The 13,876-nt window shown below is 61.8% G+C and carries 11 protein-coding genes and 1 pseudogene; 1 reads left to right on the top strand and 11 read right to left on the bottom strand.

The genetic code is table 11. The features are described from left to right. Positions 1-58: 58 nt before the first annotated feature. The 3 genes from P3T24_RS01365 to P3T24_RS01355 form a co-directional block, all read right to left on the bottom strand. Positions 59-886, bottom strand: a complete 828-nt coding sequence (locus P3T24_RS01365) for an anti-sigma factor family protein (protein ID WP_074269058.1) — start codon at positions 884-886, stop codon at positions 59-61. Next, the gene (locus P3T24_RS01360; RefSeq protein ID WP_074269059.1) at positions 886-1,428 is read right to left on the bottom strand and encodes a sigma-70 family RNA polymerase sigma factor; all 543 of its coding nucleotides are present in this window, start codon (positions 1,426-1,428) and stop codon (positions 886-888) included. Before P3T24_RS01360 ends, P3T24_RS01365 begins: the two co-directional genes overlap by 1 nt. A gap of 192 nt (positions 1,429-1,620) precedes the next feature. After that, positions 1,621-2,565, bottom strand: a complete 945-nt coding sequence (locus P3T24_RS01355) for a LysR substrate-binding domain-containing protein (protein ID WP_074269060.1) — start codon at positions 2,563-2,565, stop codon at positions 1,621-1,623. Between the two features lie 460 nt (positions 2,566-3,025). On the opposite strand from P3T24_RS01355, the pseudogene P3T24_RS01350 reads away from it, so the two are divergent. Continuing rightward, a pseudogene (locus P3T24_RS01350) lies at positions 3,026-5,362 on the top strand (patatin-like phospholipase family protein). 42 nt (positions 5,363-5,404) lie between these two features. Here the strand turns inward: P3T24_RS01350 and P3T24_RS01345 are convergent. The 8 genes from P3T24_RS01345 to otnK form a co-directional block, all read right to left on the bottom strand. Next, entirely contained in the window at positions 5,405-6,538 is a 1,134-nt protein-coding gene (locus P3T24_RS01345; protein ID WP_429431727.1) for an ATP-binding protein, read from the bottom strand. Positions 6,539-6,617: 79 nt separating this feature from the next. Next, positions 6,618-7,415, bottom strand: a complete 798-nt coding sequence (locus P3T24_RS01340; RefSeq protein ID WP_083611754.1) for an alpha/beta hydrolase — start codon at positions 7,413-7,415, stop codon at positions 6,618-6,620. Positions 7,416-7,564: 149 nt separating this feature from the next. Continuing rightward, complete coding sequence (locus P3T24_RS01335; protein WP_074269064.1) at positions 7,565-8,272, bottom strand: response regulator; 708 nt, start codon at positions 8,270-8,272, stop codon at positions 7,565-7,567. 210 nt (positions 8,273-8,482) lie between these two features. Continuing rightward, positions 8,483-9,685, bottom strand: coding sequence for a 3-oxoadipyl-CoA thiolase (pcaF, locus tag P3T24_RS01330; RefSeq protein WP_429408151.1), 1,203 nt, complete (start codon positions 9,683-9,685; stop codon positions 8,483-8,485). A 335-nt stretch (positions 9,686-10,020) separates the two neighbouring features. After that, positions 10,021-11,001, bottom strand: a complete 981-nt coding sequence (gene denD, locus P3T24_RS01325; RefSeq protein WP_429431724.1) for a D-erythronate dehydrogenase — start codon at positions 10,999-11,001, stop codon at positions 10,021-10,023. Next, the gene (otnI, locus tag P3T24_RS01320; RefSeq protein WP_429285951.1) at positions 10,998-11,789 is read right to left on the bottom strand and encodes a 2-oxo-tetronate isomerase; all 792 of its coding nucleotides are present in this window, start codon (positions 11,787-11,789) and stop codon (positions 10,998-11,000) included. The genes denD and otnI overlap by 4 nt, the downstream gene beginning before the upstream one ends. Positions 11,790-11,897: 108 nt before the next feature. Continuing rightward, entirely contained in the window at positions 11,898-12,554 is a 657-nt protein-coding gene (locus P3T24_RS01315) for an aldolase (protein ID WP_429431721.1), read from the bottom strand. Further along, positions 12,551-13,876, bottom strand: a complete 1,326-nt coding sequence (otnK, locus tag P3T24_RS01310) for a 3-oxo-tetronate kinase (RefSeq protein ID WP_429431717.1) — start codon at positions 13,874-13,876, stop codon at positions 12,551-12,553. Before otnK ends, P3T24_RS01315 begins: the two co-directional genes overlap by 4 nt.

Genomic DNA, 13,876 nt, shown 5'->3' with positions numbered 1-13,876 from the left:
GAGACTGCAGCGGAGTACGTCTTATTCCTCGACTCGCCACTATTTTTTAGTGGCCTCGCTAGGAAGCGGAATGTGCGCGTAGATCGGTAATGAAACCGTTGAGTTCGGCGTCGCCCGCATCGGTAACGGCCCAGTAGTTCATTCCCGCGGCACTCCAGTGCGCGAGGTGATAGCCCTGCCGCTCGTAGATATGTGGTGTCGCGCCCGCATCGTTACCCGGCCAGACATACAGATTGATCGGGTGCAACTTGTAGCGATAGACCATCACAGCGACCGAGCGTCCGTTCAGATAATCGAGCCGGCCGCCCACCAGCGGATACCCCTGCTGCGCGAGGTCCACCACCGGTGGCGCAAAGTCGATCTTGCCGTCGAACCACGGTTTGACGGTGTGCCGATCGGTCGAGATCACATCATAAAGATGATCGAACTGCAGCGACCGGACATGGCTGTCCACCAGTTCTTCGGTCAGACGCGTATCGCCGGACGGCATGGTGTAGTACAGCCCGGCACTCCACGTCAATGCGACCAGACTCACCACCATCGCACCAAGCGGCGCCCAGCCAAGCGTCCTGACGCCACCATTGCCGCCTCCCGCAACGCCGAATGCACCGCCGAAAACACCACGCCCGCCGAAGCGTTCGCCCAGCCGTTGCCATACGGAGCGGCGCACCGGCAGCGAAGCCTGGATGCGGCGCACCAGTTCCGGTGGTGCGTCCATTCGCATGTCCGATTCCCGTAGCCGCGCGCTGACCTGACGCTGCTGCTCATAGGCCTGCGTGCACAACTCGCAACTGGCCAGATGACGCTCGAACTCGAGCGCCTCGGACAAACTCAGTTCCTCGTCGATATAGCCCGGCAGTAATTCAAACGCCTGTTCGTGATCCATCACGCCTCCTGATCTGTCGGTGCGAGCAGCGCCGCAAGCTGCTGTCGGCCGCGCCCGAGGCGAGACATCACGGTTCCCATCGGGATACCCACGATGGCGGCGATTTCCTTGTATGACAATTCCTCAAGCTCCCGCAGCACGACTACCTCCCGGAATTCCAGACGCAAGCTGCGCAGCGCCTGGTGCACCCGCTTCTGGCTCTGGCTGCGAATCAGCGCCGCTTCGGGACTGTCGTCCCGTCCGGCCCCGCTGCTTTCTTCGAGGCTGTGCATCTCTTCCTCGAATTCCGTGGTGTCCGCTGCATGATCCCGGTTCTGCTGGTGCCACGTGTAAAAGGTGTTACGTACGATGCTCAATAACCAGGCACGCGCGTCATCGCCGCGGAATCCGCCGAAATAGCGGAAAGCCCGCAGATACGCCTCCTGGACCACGTCCTGGGCGTCCTGATCGTTACGGGTCAGCCAACGCGCAACGTTGAAGGCCGAATTCATATGAGGCAATAGCAGCGCCTCGAACCGCTTGGCGATGATTGGATCGGCCATTGTGAAATCCCTGCGGTAACCCCTATCCGTAACCGATAACTAGCAGACTGCCGGTACGTCGCTTTTATTCCCGGAGAGTCGGCCAGACCCGTTTTACTGCGGCATGGCAAGCGGACGACTGATTTCAGAGGGCATTGTAGCTGCCTTGAGAGGGGCAAAACCAGGTGGCGCGGTGGGGGAGCGGTGTACCGGTTACGCCACGACTTGGGTCACGGAATCCAGTTCGTTGCGCAAAGCCAGTGCGAGTTTGGGAAGGGCAAACTCCAGAAACAGACGTGTCGATACGGTCGCGCCACGGCGCGCAGGCAGCATCGCATACATGGTTGCGGGTTCCGGTTGCCACCCGGCCTGAACCTTGAACGCGTCGACCAGCCGGTTCGCACGCAGCGCATCTTCACACAAATGGCGCGGCATACAGGCCGCCCCAATCCCTGCGACGACTCCAGCCTGCAAGACCGCGACACTTCCCGTCATCACGTGCGGCGTGTATTCGATGGCGTGCCCGCCATGCTTCGGATGAAGGAACCGGAGCGTTTTCACGCCAGCCTGCGCTGCACGCGCGAACAGTCTGAATCCGGCTAACTGGTCGGGATGCGATAGTTGCCCGGACTGCTCTAGCAGGGCCGGGCTGATGGCCATGATCATTGGAACGTCGCCAATGGTCCGGGCTACCAGGCTCGAGTCGGCAAGCGGCCCAGTCTGCGCACAAAACCCGAGGTCGAAACCTTCTGCTACCAGATCGGGCACCCAGTTGCGGGTGTCGATCAGCAGGTCGACTTGTGGGTACAGGCGGCAAAATTCGGCGATCACCGGCATCAAGGCCGCTGCCGAAAACGTGGCCGGAGCGGTGATGCGCAGTACGCCGCGCGGTTCGCCATTCATTTCCGCAGCGACGCTAAAGGCTGCCCGCGCCTCATCGGCAAGCTTGCGCGCGTGACCATAGATCTGTTCGCCGGCGGTGGTCAGAGATATGCAACGCGTGTTGCGCTGGAGCAGACGCACACCCATGCGTTGCTCCAGTTCTGCCACGCGGCGGCTCACCTTGGAACGCTGCATGCCGAGACTGCGCGCAGCGGCCGCGAACCCTGCTTTCTGAACCACCTCAGCAAACAGGAGGAGGTCATCGAGCCTTTCCATATTTCACCATCCCCGAGTTGTTGCCATGATACAAGCTTCATCGTACGATCGTTCTATTTAATCTGTATTCCTACCTAAACGGTTCGCACCGGCAACTTTTCGCCGTGCAAGCCTCAGGGAGACCGGGCAAGCTAAAACGTCAACAGCGTTAGTTATGGTCAGAATAATGACCAATGTTAAAAAGCATTGCAAGACAACAATCGTTAAAACAATGTCAAACAAATTTATGGCTTCAAATACTGCTTCGTATAACCAACTATTCTTCTTCACTTCCCGCTATTCAGGCGAACTGGCGATGTCCGCCGCGCAGTAAGCGGAGACAATCGCTGCTCCCTACATTTAGCGCTTCGACGGCGGAAACAACGAAAAACGCGCGCCCGGCGCGCCGCCCCCGCAGGAACCTCGGTACTCAACTGTAAAACCATGTAATCTCTCGGTTTTTCCTACAGTTGTGAAGCGCATGATCCCAGCGTTGGCGAGCCCAAAAAAACCACTAACGAAGGCATATACAAGGCTCTGCCATGCCCCCACCCGACTGCTTTGCGCCGCCACACTGCTGGCGCTCGCCCTTACCTCCTTCGCGAAGTCCGCCCGCGCGGCGGACACCGCCTGCACGCCTGACGGCGGCCCAACTGGCCGCCCCGCCGTCGGCCTTGTGCTGTCCGGCGGCGGCGCGCGCGGTTACGCCCACCTGGGGGTGCTAAAGGTACTGGAAGAGAACCGCATTCCAGTTGACTGTATCGCCGCCACCAGCATGGGCTCGGTGGTCGGCGGCCTGTACGCGAGCGGGATGACCGCGCAGGAAATGCAAAACCGCCTCGGCCAGGTGAACCTGGCCGACATCGCTTTCGATGTGGTCGAGCGCGCCGACCTGCCCCAGTCGCAACGCGAAGACGAGGAGCTCTACGCAGGCAGCCCAGCTTTAGGCTTCAACGCTAACGGCTTCAGGCTGGCGCCCGGCCTCGTGCAAGGCAATCGTTTGCAGGCGTTGCTGCAGGACTGGACCTCGGCGGTGTCGGCCAGTAACTCATTCAACCAGTTGCCAATTCCGTTCCGCGCCATCGCCACGGATCTGCAAACAGGCGAGAAGGTCGTGCTCGAGAAGGGCTCGCTGCCGCAAGCCATCCGCGCCAGCATCGCCCTGCCGGGCCTGTTCGCGCCGACGGTGGTGGACGGCCGCACGCTGGTCGACGGTGGCATTGTCAGCAACCTGCCGATCGAAACCGCGCGCGACATGGGCGCGCAAGTGGTGATCGCAGTCGATATCGGTTCGCCGCTGCGTTCGCTCGACGCGCTCGCCTCGCCCGCCGACGTCATGCAGCAGATGATAGGCATCCTGATTCATCAGAACGTCGCGCAACAACGCAAACAGCTCGATGCGGATGACGTACTGATCACGCCATCCCTCGGATCGCTTAGCTTCACTGACTTCGCCAACGCCCCGCAAGCAATCGCAGCCGGCGAAGCCGCTGCTCGCGCAGCACTACCGAAGCTGCAGCATCTCGCCCTGTCGCCGCAAGATTACGCGGCGTGGCGTGCCGCGCATATGACGCCTGTCGTGAAGCCGGTGCGGATCACGCGCATCGTCGTCAAGTCGCATGGCCCGATCCCCGAGCGGCGTATCGTCGAAGCGCTGCACGTCCATGCCGGCGACGTCTACGATCCCAAGGCGCTCAACCAGGACCTGCTGGCCCTCACTACGGCGGGCGATTTCGAAAGCGTGACACAGCAACTGGTCAGCGACGGTGACGAAAACACGCTCGTGATCGATGCCCACGACAAATCGTGGGGACCCAACTTCCTGCTGTTCGGCCTCGGCCTGTCGGCGAGTTCTTCGGACGTCGGCGGCTTCCGCCTGCATATGGGATACCGTCGGCCGTGGCTGACATCGTCGGGACTGGAGGGGTTGATCGACGGCACGGTGGGCAGCGATATGCTCGCGTTGCATGCCGAGCTGCGGCAACCGCTCTCGGATTCGTTTGGCTATTACGTCGCGCCGTATGTGGAGTTTCAGCGCAGCTACGCGAATATCTATCAGGACGACCCTTACATCAAGCTCACTCAATACCAGCAGCAGACTGAACGCGCGGGTCTCGACTTCGGCCTGCCGCTTGCGAACCTCGGTGATTTCCGGCTGGGCGTTGCGTACGCACACGGCTTCGCGTCGCCGCAATACAATCTGCAGTACTACGATGAGAATAATAATCTCACGCTGGCGTATCCCGACATCTACGGCCGCGAGTTTACGGCACGCGCGCGTCTCGTGATCGACCAGCTCGACGACCCGCTCTTCGCGCGCAAGGGCTATTACCTGGAACTGCGCGGCGAACGTTCGCTTTTCGCGCAATCGCAGAACAGCTTTACCGAGGCCTACGGCAAAGCGTTGGTGGCCGCGAGCTATGGGCGCAACAGCCTCAACGCCAGCATCGAGGCCGGCAAGGACTTCCAGAACGTCAACCCGGTCAATCCGTTCGGCTTCACGCTCGGCGGCTTCCAGCATCTGTCCGCGTATGCCGCCGATCAACTGGCTGGCAACTCGATGCTGTACGGCCAGGTCACGTACATGAACGAGCTTACGACGTTCACCGCATCGCCATTCCATGCGTTATTCGCAGGCATGAGCCTCGAAGCGGGCAACGTGTGAGACGGCGAGATTCAATACGGCGGAGGACCGCTAAAACGCAGCGTCACGTTCTTCACCAGCGCGACTACGGCGTTTGGACCGATCTATCTGGGTGTGGCATTCGCACCGGGTGGGCGCAACAACTTCTACATCCAGCTCGGCCACACGTATTGATGGGTATAAAGAAGAAATCGAACGGTAATAGTCAGGTGGCCGTCAAGCGGCAGCTTGCGCCGTACCCACCGGCCAACTGATTTCAAAACGCGCGCCAGGCAGCGTCAAGGGGTCCGTCACCGCAATGCGGCCGTTGTGCGCGCGCAAGACCTGTTGCGTAATCGCAAGCCCCAGACCGTAACCGCCGGTATGGCGATCGAGCCGCACGAAGGCGTCGAAGATGCGCTCGCGCTCGCTTTCCGGCACACCAGCGCCGTCGTCTTCGACAAAGATCTCTACATTGCCGTGCCGCACAGCCAGTCCGACCAGAATCCGGCTGCGCGCATATTTGCTGGCGTTGCGCAGCAGATTGCGCATCGCGTACGACATCAGGCGTTTGTCCATCACTACACGCAGCGCCGCGTCGATCTCGACGCGCGGGACGATTTCCTTATCGGTGTAGAGCAACGCCGCGTCGTTGACCTGACTGTCGAACCATAAGGCGAGCACGGTTGGCTCGAGATTCGACTGCAGCGAGCTGTATTCGAGCCTCGCGTAGGTGAGGCTCATGTCGATCAGTTCGTCCAGTTCAGTGACGTCCTGATCGATGCTTGCCAGCGCGCTTTCGTACTCGGTGGCGGAGCCCGGTTCGCGCAACACCTCCAATGCAAAACGCACCCGTGCAAGCGGCGTGCGCAGTTCGTGCGAGATGCCATTGGTCAGTTCGCGCTGCGCGGCGATCAGCCGTTCCATCCGTTCGGCAAGCGCGTTGAGCGTGCGCGCCAGCGGGCCGATGATCGTGCTAAAGGACTCCCGTGCCCGGGTGTTGAAGCGACCGCCGGTGAAATCGATCGCACGTTCGCGGACCATCACCAGATCGACCCACACCGGACGCATCCAGCGATACGCCACCACGGCCGGCACCCCGAACACCACGACCAGGACCGGCACGACGCCACCCGGCAACGCCACGAAGCCGCGCCATACGACCGCGGCGGTCAGCTCGAACGACAGGCCGAGCAACGGAATCGCAGCCACCACCAGCGAGAGCCCCAGCAAACGAAGATAGGCACGCAGATAAAGCCGCGACCAGCTCGGCATGCGGTCGGCACGCGTATCCGTCCACGAGCGGCGAAAATTCAGCCAGCGCCATTTGCAATAGCGGAAAGCGGAGAGTTTAGGTGCGGCAGGATTCATGATCACGAACGTCGGGAAAGAAGGTGCGCCGGCCGCAGGAGGCCGTCCAGTCCACCAGTTCCTCTGGCCTGCGCGCGGCTCACGTTAGCATAGCGGGACGCTGCAGGAAGGCAAGCGTGCGGTCGGCAACGGTATCGCGCTCGTTGTCGAGTGTGATCATGTGATAGCTGTCGGTCAGGCGCACGAGCGTAACATCGCGGCTACCGAGGTGTTCGCAGACGAATTCCGCAGAACGGATGCTCGTCACTTCGTCCTCTTCCGAGTGCATCACCAGCGTTTCGCAGGCCACCTGCGGGAGCGCGCGTCTGACTGCAAAACGCATCCAGTCCACCTGAGCAATCGCTGCGAGCGGCACGTACGGATAGTGCACGCCACTGCCTTTTTTCAGCGCGCGACGAATCAGGTTGCGGATACGATCGTTCTTGATGCCGAACGGCTCACCCTCCGGCACGCGAATCAGATGACGCAGTCCCGGCACGCAATACATCAGGTAACGCAGCGGACGCAGGCGCGAACCGCCCCAGCCGTCGAGGAAGAGAGGCGGCGACAGCAGGATCAGGCGGCCATGCGTCATCCGCTCACGGGCGCTCAACATCACCGCGAGCAAGGCGCCCATCGAGATGCCCGCCACGTCGACACGTTCGTAGCGCGTGATCAGATCGCGATACGTGCGGCTAAGCAACTGCATGTAGTCGCGCAGGCTGACGCTGCTCAACTGATCGGGACGCGAACCGTGTCCCGGCAACGACGGCAGATACACATCGCAGCCGATCTGCTCGAACTTGCGATCGAGTGAGCCGAAGTCGTGCCGCGTCCCGCCCAGGCCATGGATCATCAATACAGCATGTCTGGAAAGAGGTAAGACGCGGGCGGACATGACGCAGCTCGTAAATGAACAAGCTTGCGATACTAGCTAGGCAACGCGCGCGCGACTGTCGATTTGAAACAGGTCTATGTGGAGTTTTGTCGGCTATTCAAAGGCAAGTCCGGGGCTCTTCCGAGGCTATTTGCAACCCGGTTGGCAAGTTACTCCCATGCCACCTTGCTGAACTGATAGCCCTTGCCGCGCACCGTCTTGATACGCTGCGGCGTGCCGGAATCGTCATGCAGCTTGCGGCGCAGCTTGGAAATGCCGCCGTCGATGGAGCGATCGAGGCCGTCGAACTCGATGCCTCTCAATTGCCGCATCAGGTCGTCGCGGCTCACCACTTCGCCTGCACAACTTACTAGCGCCCACAGCAGGTCGAATTCCGCGGAGGTCAGATCGGGGCGCGTGCCGTCGGGCAGCGTCACCATCCGGGCAGCCCGGTTGATCTCGAACTTGCCGAACGTAAAGCGCTCCGGCTGGCCGGAGATTTCCGTGGCGCGCCCCGAAACACGGCGCAACTGCGCCTTGATGCGAGCGAGCAGGACGCGCGGTTCGACCGGCTTGTGGACATAATCGTCCGCGCCGAATTCGAGGCCCAACACTTCGTCGAACTGTTCGTCGCGCGCGGTCACCATGATAATCACGCCGTTGAACTGCTCGCGCGCCTCACGGCAGATCTGGAAACCGTCCTTGCCGGGCAGGTTGACGTCGAGGATCACCAGATCCGGCTGCCGTTTGAGAATGGCGGGCACCGCTTCGTTGCCGTGCAGCACGACCTCCACTTCATAGTCGTGCTTGCGCAGATAGCCCGCCACTAACGCGGACAGGCGGATGTCGTCTTCAACGAGCAGGATGCGGAAAGGCATGAGTAAATTGTCTGGCGCTGACGGGATTTCAGCCGCTGCGAGGCTGTTGGTAACCTCTTAGCATAGCCGATAGTTTTTGCGCAACTCGAACCACGCGACAAAACTCGACAATTATCCATGCAACTCGACACGAAGACAGGACGAACGCGGGCCGCAATAACAAAAGCCCCATTCGCCAACGAATGGGGCTTCTACAACGTACTAAAAGAATCAGACGCGTTCGATCGCGATCGCAATGCCCTGACCGACGCCGATACACATCGTGCAGAGGGCGAAACGGCCCTGCGTGCGTTGCAGTTGATACATCGCCGTGGTCACGAGCCGCGCGCCGCTCATGCCGAGCGGATGACCAAGCGCAATCGCGCCGCCGTTCGGATTCACGCGAGCGTCATCGTCCGCGACACCCAGCGTGCGCAATACCGCGATTCCCTGCGACGCGAACGCCTCGTTCAGTTCGATCACGTCGAACTGATCGATCGTCATGCCCAGGCGTGCCAGCAGCTTTTGCGTGGCCGGCGCCGGCCCGATGCCCATCACGCGTGGTGCAACGCCAGCGGTCGCGATACCAAGCACACGTGCCCGCGGTGTCAGGCCGAACCGCTTGGCCGTCGCTTCGTTCGCGAGCAGCAGCGCCGCGGCGCCGTCGTTCACGCCTGAGGCGTTGCCCGCTGTGACGGTGCCGTCCGGACGCACCACCCCTTTCAGTTTGGCAAGCGCCTCGAGACTGGTTTCCCGCGGATGTTCATCCTGCGACACCACCAGCGGATCGCCCTTCTTCTGCGCAATCGTGACCGAGACGATTTCCTGCGCAAGCGTACCGTCGCGTTGTGCACGCGCGGCTTTCTGCTGGCTGCGCAGTGCAAACGCGTCCTGATCCGCACGGCTCACCTTGTAGTCGGTCGCGACGTTTTCGCCGGTCTCCGGCATCGAATCGACACCGTAAAGCTGCTTCATTAGCGGATTGACGAAACGCCAGCCAATTGTCGTGTCGAAGATATCGGCCTGGCGCGAAAACGCGCTGGTTGCCTTGCCCATCACGAACGGCGCACGGCTCATGCTTTCGACACCGCCCGCCACCATCAATGCCGCCTCGCCCGATTTGATCGCGCGCGCCGCGATGCCGACGGCGTCCATGCCCGAGCCGCACAACCGGTTGACGGTGGAACCCGGTACGTCTTGCGGCAGACCCGCGAGCAGCAGCGACATGCGCGCGACATTGCGGTTATCTTCGCCGGCCTGGTTGGCGCAGCCGTAGATCACGTCGTCGATGGCGTTCCAGTCGACTTCCTTGTTGCGCTCCATCAGCGCCTTGAGCGGCACAGCGCCCAGGTCGTCGGCACGCACCGACGACAACGAACCCGCATAGCGGCCGATCGGCGTGCGAATCGCGTCGCACAGGAAAGCTTCAGTCATGTGATGTCTCCAGTTGAATACTTGCACCGCTTGCCTCGCAGTAACAGGCGCGGCTGGCGCGTCGCGCGGGTGGAACCGCGTTCGCGGCCACCCGTCGCAGCGAGCGGAAGGGTCATTCGGAGCTTATGCCGGGACGCGACGTGCCGCAAACCCTTCACTGCGCAATCAGGATAGCAGTGAACCGCGTCGGCCGACTCCGAATTGTTCGATATACGAACAACAGATCGTATATCGAACATTCAGCCCTGATGATAGGCGTGGCGCGGAAACCGTGTCAAGTGCGGCTGGTTTGCCAACGGGAGACAAACATCGGAAGAATCAGGCTTTGCCGCCTGTCAACGAGGCTGAATGTGCTCATCCTCGATGTAGCTGCGGATCACATCTGCAAAGCTCGACTCGCCTTTCAGGCCGAGTTGCTCGGCACGCGCGGTGTCCCACCGGCCTGGCCAACTGCCGACAATCTTCTCAATGCGTGGGTCCGTCTGCCATTCGATGCGCTTGACCACCTCATCACCTGCGACTTCGCGCAGCGCGGCGACCATCTCATCGACACTGACCGAAATACCCGGCAAATTCACCGTACGAAGGTTGCCGAGCGCGGCGGCGTCGATTTCGAGCCCCGCGATCAAACAGGCAATCGCTTTGCGTGGCGAAAGCAACCACAGGCGCGTGCCGCCGGCCACCGGGCAGATCGCCGCCTCGCCGTTCAACGGCTCGCGAATGATGCCGCTCGCAAACGACGAAGCCGCAGCATTCGGCTTGCCGGGGCGCACGCTGATGGTCGGCAGGCGCAACACCCGACCGTCGACGAAGCCACGCCGCGTGTAATCGTTCAGCAGCAACTCGGCAATCGCTTTCTGCGTGCCATACGAGGACTGCGGATTCAACGCCGTATCGTTGCGCACGACGTCTGGCATATCGCCACCGTACACGGCGACCGAACTCGTGAACACGACGCGCGGCCGATGCCCGCGCAACCGGCAAGTTTCCAGCAGCAGACGCGAGGCATCGAGATTGATGCGCATGCCGAGATCGAAATCCGCCTCGGCCTGCCCACTGACAATCGCGGCCAGATGGAAGATGGCTGAAGTCTGCTCGTCGATCACGCGCTCAAGCACGTCGGACTCGGCGATATCGCCCACTTCGGCGCGCACCCGGCTGTCGCTGAATCCGCTAGCGGCGACGACGTCGAGCAGCACGAGTTCGGTAATCGGTTGCGGCTGGCCGTCCGGTCCCTTCAGTTCGCCGCGTGCCAATAGTTCGCGTGCGAGACGTTGACCGAGAAACCCCGCGCCGCCGGTGATCAGTACTTTCATGATGTCTGCCGTCCCTGATAGTTCCTGAGCCAGCCCAGGCCTTCCGACGTCCCTGCCCGCGGCCGATATTCGCAACCGACCCAGCCGTCGTAGCCGAGCTTGTCGATCAGATCGAACAGATAGGGGTAGTTCAGTTCGCCGATGTCCGGCTCGTGCCGCTCAGGCACACCGGCAATCTGGATATGCCCGATGCCGGCCATATCGCGTTTCAGCTTGAACGCAAGGTCGCCCTCGACGATCTGGCAGTGATAGCAGTCAAATTGCACCTTCAGGTTGGGCGCGCCCACTTCCGCGCAGACCGATTGTGCGTCGTCCTGACGATTGAGAAAGAAGCCAGGGATATCGCGCGTATTGATCGGCTCGATCACGATCGTGATCCCATCGGCCTGCGCAGTCCTGGCGGCATACGCCAGGTTCTGCAGATACACCTCGCGATGCCGTTCGCGCGATTGATCCGCCCCAATCAGGCCTGCCATCACATGCAGCGAGCGATTGCCGAGCTGGCGGGTGTAGTCGAGCGCGGTATCGAAGCTGCGGCGAAACTCTTCTTCGCGGCCCGGCAGCGATGCAATCCCGCGCTCGCCGCCTGCCCAGTCGCCCGGCGGCGCGTTGAAGAGCGCTTGAGTCAGGCCGTGATCGGCGAGGCGTTGCTTGAGTTCCTCGGCCGGAAAATCGTACGGAAACAGAAACTCCACGGCCTTGAAGCCGTCTTGCGCCGCGGCGGCAAAACGGTCGAGAAAACCGTGCTCGGTGTACATCATGGTCAGGTTGGCAGCGAAGCGAGGCATTGCAGCAACTCCTTTTCTGGGGAACAGCGAAGCGCTCCGCGCGCTTCGCTGATAGGTAAATATTTTGGGTGGCGCACCGAACCCGGCGTGCACGACGCGCGCTGAGCGCTACCAGCGCGCGCCGAATACGCTACGCAACTCTTCAAGCGCTGCGTCGTCGAGCGGTGCCGGGCGCGGGTTAGTCATCAGCCACAGGCGCGCTGTCTCCTCGAACTCTTCCAGCGCATAGGACGCCTGTGCCACCGAGCGCTCCCACACCACCGGCCCGAGCCGCTCCAGCAGCACACCGCGCACCGTGCCGGCGAGCGCTGCAATCTGCTCGGCCACCTGCGGGTCACCCGGACGGCGGTAGCGGATCAACGGAATGTGGCCGACTTTCATGACGTAGTACGGCGTGATCGGCGGCAGGACGTCGGCTTCGCTCCACACCCCTGCCAGCGTCAAGGCGACCAGGTGCGTCGAATGTGTATGGATAACGCCGCGTGTTTCCGCATTGCTGGCATAGATGCCGCGGTGCAAGGCCAGCGTCTTCGAAGGTCTGCCGCCCGAAACCGCATTGCCCGCCAGGTCGACCTTGGCAATCTCCGCAGGATCGAGCCGGCCGAGGCAGGCATCGGTCGGCGTGATCAGCCAGCCGTCGTCGAGACGCGCGCTGATATTGCCTGCGGTGCCCACGGTATAGCCGCGCTGATACAGGCTTGCGCCCGTGGCGCAGATTTCCTCGCGGACCTTCGATTCTTCACCGCTATGGATTCCTAACGTCATGACGCCGCCCCGTCGAGATGGTGCAAGGCCTTGGCAAAGAAATCGGTAGCGCCGAAGTTACCGGACTTGAGTGCGAGTGCCAGCGGTACATCGCCCGTGGTCGCGGTGGCCGGTACGCCCGGATCGATCTGCGCGCCGATGCGCAGCGTGTGCACGTCGAGTGCCTGAACCACGGCCCCCGAAGTTTCGCCCCCCGCCACCACAAACTTGCGCACGCCTAGTTCACGCAAACCGCGCGCGATCGACGCCAAGGTACTTTCAACCAGGTGTCCGGCCTGCTCGACACCGAGTTCGCGCTGCACAGCCTTCACTTCATCGGGCGTCGCAGTCGCGTAGATCAGTACCGGTTGCTTTTCGGCGAAATGCTGGCGCGCAAACGCAAGCGCCTGTTCGACCACCGGCTCGCCGCGCGCGGCCGCCAGCGGATCGATCCGAAAGGCCGGACGGCTTTCGCGCCAGGCCGCTACTTGCGCGTTGGTCGCCTTCGAAGCGCTACCCGCCAGCACGACCGAGAGGCCCTCGATTGAAGGCAACTGTCCTGCGTCTGCGGTCTTTGAAAGCAAACCAGCGCGGCGGAAATTTGCCGGCAACCCGATTGCAATGCCAGAACCGCCCGTGATCAGCTTGAGATCGGCGCACGCTTCGCCGAGTGTATGCAGATCTGCATCGGAGAGCGCATCGGTAATCGCCATGCGCACGCCGTCCCGCTTTAATGCGTTAAACGATTCGCGTACCGCCGCAACACCCTGCGCCACACTGTCGTAGCGAACGAGGCCAACTTTCGACTCCGTCTGCCGCTGCAGGACTCGCACCAGATTCGCATCGGTCATGGGCGTGAGCGGGTGGTTCTCCATGCCGGATTCGTTGAGCAATACGTCGCCGACGAAGAGATGGCCGCGGAAAATCGTGCGACCGTTCTCCGGAAACGCCGGGCAGGCGATCGTGAAAGCGTCAGCGCCGCCGTGCGATTGCCCGGCAGGGCCGGATAAGGCATCAAGTAACGCGTCGGCAACCGGACCGATATTGCCCGCATCGGTCGAATCGAATGTCGAGCAGTACTTAAAGAAAAATTGCCGGCAACCTTGCGCGCGCAACCACTCGAGCGCGGCGAGCGATTGCGCGACCGCGTCGGCGGCTGGGATCGTGCGGGACTTTAGCGCCACCACCAATGCATCGGCTTCCACCGGTTCATCGGAGTTTGGCACGCCGATGCTCTGAACCGTGCGCATGCCGCCGCGCACCAGCATGTTGGCGAGATCTGTGGCGCCGGTGAAATCGTCGGCGATGCAGCCGAGTAGCGGCTGCGAAGATGAAGTCGTCAT

Source organism: Paraburkholderia sp. GAS33, from assembly GCF_050436645.1.
Lineage (GTDB): Bacteria > Pseudomonadota > Gammaproteobacteria > Burkholderiales > Burkholderiaceae > Paraburkholderia > Paraburkholderia phenazinium_B.
The sequence above is the reverse complement of the archived record's forward strand: the minus strand, read 5'-3'. Positions and strand labels throughout refer to the sequence as shown.

Excerpts from the sequence above, each read along its gene's own strand:
- otnK (WP_429431717.1), bottom strand. The coding sequence starts at position 13,876 with ATGACGACTTCATCTTCGCAGCCGCTACTCGGCTGCATCGCCGACGAT.
- P3T24_RS01360 (WP_074269059.1), bottom strand. The coding sequence starts at position 1,428 with ATGGCCGATCCAATCATCGCCAAGCGGTTCGAGGCGCTGCTATTGCCT.
- denD (WP_429431724.1), bottom strand. The coding sequence starts at position 11,001 with ATGAAAGTACTGATCACCGGCGGCGCGGGGTTTCTCGGTCAACGTCTC.
- P3T24_RS01340 (WP_083611754.1), bottom strand. The coding sequence starts at position 7,415 with ATGTCCGCCCGCGTCTTACCTCTTTCCAGACATGCTGTATTGATGATC.
- P3T24_RS01335 (WP_074269064.1), bottom strand. The coding sequence starts at position 8,272 with ATGCCTTTCCGCATCCTGCTCGTTGAAGACGACATCCGCCTGTCCGCG.
- P3T24_RS01315 (WP_429431721.1), bottom strand. The coding sequence starts at position 12,554 with ATGACGTTAGGAATCCATAGCGGTGAAGAATCGAAGGTCCGCGAGGAA.
- P3T24_RS01355 (WP_074269060.1), bottom strand. The coding sequence starts at position 2,565 with ATGGAAAGGCTCGATGACCTCCTCCTGTTTGCTGAGGTGGTTCAGAAA.
- P3T24_RS01365 (WP_074269058.1), bottom strand. The coding sequence starts at position 886 with ATGGATCACGAACAGGCGTTTGAATTACTGCCGGGCTATATCGACGAG.
- P3T24_RS01345 (WP_429431727.1), bottom strand. The coding sequence starts at position 6,538 with ATGAATCCTGCCGCACCTAAACTCTCCGCTTTCCGCTATTGCAAATGG.
- otnI (WP_429285951.1), bottom strand. The coding sequence starts at position 11,789 with ATGCCTCGCTTCGCTGCCAACCTGACCATGATGTACACCGAGCACGGT.
- pcaF (WP_429408151.1), bottom strand. The coding sequence starts at position 9,685 with ATGACTGAAGCTTTCCTGTGCGACGCGATTCGCACGCCGATCGGCCGC.